3 protein-coding genes and 1 pseudogene are annotated in these 3,503 nt (G+C 63.9%); all 4 read right to left on the reverse strand.

Translation table 11 applies throughout. The annotated features are described in order from the left end of the window. Positions 1–1,287 (reverse strand): aldehyde dehydrogenase family protein (locus ACXJ7R_RS27700; protein WP_457154606.1); only part of this gene is annotated, 1,287 nt, incomplete at its 3' end. Positions 1,288–1,471: 184 nt separating this feature from the next. After that, positions 1,472–2,746 (reverse strand): RNA polymerase sigma factor, encoded by a 1,275-nt coding sequence (locus ACXJ7R_RS27705; protein ID WP_457154607.1) that lies wholly within the window; start codon positions 2,744–2,746, stop codon positions 1,472–1,474. Then, on the reverse strand, positions 2,743–3,117 hold the full coding sequence (locus ACXJ7R_RS27710; RefSeq protein WP_095084477.1) for a YciI family protein: 375 nt from the start codon (positions 3,115–3,117) through the stop codon (positions 2,743–2,745). The genes ACXJ7R_RS27705 and ACXJ7R_RS27710 overlap by 4 nt, the downstream gene beginning before the upstream one ends. Positions 3,118–3,223: 106 nt before the next feature. Continuing rightward, a pseudogene (locus tag ACXJ7R_RS27715) lies at positions 3,224–3,503 on the reverse strand (DNA topoisomerase IB); the annotation flags it as partial.

A 3,503-nucleotide genomic window follows, 5' to 3' on the forward strand; every position in this document is an offset into this window, starting at 1 on the left:
TTCCTGCAGGTCGCGGGTGAAGATCGACGACGACAGGCCGGCGCCAACCGCGTTGTGCTCGTCGAGCACGGCGTCGAAATCAGAATATTTCATCACATAGAGGATCGGCGCGAAGGTTTCTTCCGTCACCGGCGAAACCTGTTTCGGCATTTCCACCAACGCCGGATGCACATAATAGGCATCCGGATGGCCGTTCTCGACCCGCGTGCCGCCGGTCACCTTGCCGCCATGTGAACCTGCCTCCTTCAGCGCCTTCTGCATGGCGTCGAAAGCAGCCTTGTCGATCAGCGGCCCGACCAGTGAAGGGGTCTCCAGCGGATTGCCAACCGAGACGCTTTCGTAGGCCTTCTTGAGACGTGGAACCAGAGCGTCATAGACGCTGTCATGCACGAACAGGCGCCGCAGCGTCGTGCAGCGCTGTCCCGCCGTGCCCATCGCGCCGAAGGCAATCGCGCGCAGCGCCATGTCGAGATCGGCGGTCGGGCAGACGATGCCGGCATTGTTGCCGCCGAGTTCGAGCACCGCGCGGGCAAAGCGCTTGGCCAGCCGCGGGCCAACGTCGCGGCCCATGCGCGTCGAGCCGGTGGCCGATACCAGCGGCACCTTGGGATGATCGACCAGGATCTCGCCGACGGCGCGGTCACCGATCAGCACCGGCGCCAGGCCCTGCGGCGCGTCGGTGCCGAAACGCTTTACCGCGCGGGCAAAAATCGCTTCGCAGGCGAGCGCCGTTAGCGGTGTCTTCTCCGACGGCTTCCACACCACCGCGTCGCCGCAGACCAGCGCCAGGGCTGCGTTCCACGACCACACCGCGACCGGAAAGTTGAAGGCGGAAATGACGCCGACGACGCCGAGTGGATGCCAGGTTTCCATCATGCGATGGCCCGGGCGCTCGGTGGCGATGGTCAGGCCGTACAACTGCCGGGACAGACCGACGGCGAAATCGCAGATGTCGATCATCTCCTGCACTTCGCCAAGTCCCTCGGACGGGATCTTTCCGACCTCGATCGAGACCAGCCGGCCAAGCTCGGCCTTGTGCGTGCGCAGCTCCTCGCCGAGCAGCCGCACCAGCTCGCCGCGCCGTGGGCCCGGCACCATCCGCCACGCCTGGAACGCCTTGTGCGCGGCATCGATGGTCTTGGCCGCGTCGGCCGGCGAGATCGTCTTCAGCGCCGCGATCTGCTCACCCGTCACCGGGCTGCGCACGATCAGGTCGCCGCCGACAAGCGCGTCATTGGCCACACCCAGTTTCGCCAGCAGCTCGGCCGTTTCCTTCGCTATGGTCATTTTTTTCCCTTTCATATCCCGTCGCCATCATATGGCGCCGGATCAAGCCTTGCGCCATGTCGCCTGCGTGCCGAAAAGGCACCTCAGGCACTGTCATGGCGTGGCATTACTCGTTCCAGGGGAAAATCGCCACCCCGGCATGGTCCAAGCCGAGAGCAGACCGTTGAACCAGATCAAAAGTCAGTCATTTCGCCGTGCGGGCAGGTCCCCGTACGGCACCGTCTTTCATCAGCCGGTCGATATGCATGCGGATATGGGCGGCTTCCGCGGCCGTGTTGGCGAGCGCGATGGCGCGGTCGAAGGCGACACGCGCCTCTTCGCCCCGGTCGAGCTGCATCAATAGGCCACCCTTGAGGCCGAAGAAGTGGAAATAGCCGGAAAGCCTCTGTTCGAGCGGTTCGATCATGGCAAGCGCTTCTGCCGGTCCGCGCACCTTTGAGACCGCGACCGCGCGGTTGAGCGTGATTACCGGCGACGGCTGCATCTGTTCGAGCAGGCCGTAGAGCAGGTCGATCTCCACCCAGTCGGTGTCCTCGGCCTTGTCGGCTCGCGCATGCAGCGCGGCAATAGCCGCTTGCACCTGGTAGGGGCCGGGTTGGCGATGGCGCAGCGCCTTGTCGACCAGCGCCAGCCCCTCGTCGATCATCTTGCGGCTCCACAGCCTGCGATCCTGATCCTCGAGCAGCACGATCTCGCCGTCTTCATCGAAACGGGCCGGCGCGCGCGCATGCTGCAGCAGCAACAGCGCCGTCAGCCCCATGATCTCCGGCTCGGTCTGGAACAGCCTGAGCAAAAGCCGCGCCAGCCGGATCGCCTCCTCGCACAGCGGTGCGCGCGCCGGCGCCTCGCCGCTGTTGGTCGAGTAGCCCTCGTTGAAGATCAGGTAGACCATGGCGGCGACAGCGGCGAGCCGTTCCGAGCGCTCGACCGCGCCCGGCGTTTCGAACGGCACGCCGGCGTCCGCAATGCGCGCCTTGGCGCGGGTGATGCGCTGCTCCATGGCGCTCTCGCCGACCAGGAAGGCGCGCGCGATCTGCTTGACGGTGATGCCCGAGACGATGCGCAGCGCCACCGCGATCTGCTGCGTCGGTGACAGATCGGGATGACAGCAAATGAACAGCAGCCGCAAGATGTCGTCGCGGTAATGCGCGCCGTCCAGCCGCTCGGCCATGTCGCTCTCGGCATCTTCCAGGTCGGAGATCTGGTCTTCCTCCGGCATCGGCGCCTGCTTGGCACGCTTGCGCACGGCATCGATGCCGCTGTTGCGGCCGACAAAGATCAGCCAGGCCGCCGGATCACGCGGCGGCCCGTTCTGCGGCCAATTCTTCAGGGCTCTGAGACACGCATCCTGGAAAGCTTCCTCCGCCGTATCGAGATCGCGGAAATAACGCAGCAGCGCGCCCATCGCCTGCGGACGGGCGGTGTTGATTGTCGAGCTTATCCAGGCGAGTTCGGTCATGCGGGAATCTTGTTGGTGTGAAACATCTGAACCGGCCGGATCTCGTAGGAGCCGCCACTCGGGTTGACGTCGGACAGTTCACGGGCGAACTCTACAGCCTCGTCGAGATCCGCGCATTCGAGCGTGTAGAAGCCGAGGAATTGCTCCTTGGTCTCCGCGAAAGGCCCGTCGATGACGACGGCTTCGCCCTTGACCTTTCTCAGTGTCGTTGCCGCCGTGGTCGGCAACAGCCGCGCCACCGGGCCAAGTCGTCCGGCCTGGACGTACTTTTCCTGAACGTTGAGAAGCTTGCCTATGACTTCATCGTCCTGCGCCTTGCTCCACGAGCTGACGACGTCTTCGGAGGCATAGCAGAGGATTGCGTAGAGCATGGTTGGTCCTTTTCTCTGTCAAAGGACGAAACACTAGGACCGATCCCGACACGACGTCGATAAAAAAATCTGGGTGCCGCGCATTTGGTAACCGCATTGCCGCCGGTTAGCTTTCGCGCACCTTCAGCCATCTCAGCACGAGAGCTTCCTCGCCATCGAGGCCGTCTAACGAGCGCTTATGCTTGTTGGCTTGCGCCATTTCGTCGAGCAATCGTCCTTGCGACCAGGCCTCGAACACCTGCGGATGGATATAGCATTTGCGGCAGACGGCGCGCGTATTGCCCAGCCGCTCGGCGACCTTGTCGATGACGCTGTTCATCACCCGCTTTTGCTGCGCCTGGGTTTCCGGTAATTCCGTCTGCGCAAACAGTGACGCGGCGTGGATG

Source organism: Mesorhizobium sp. P5_C1, from assembly GCF_054049815.1.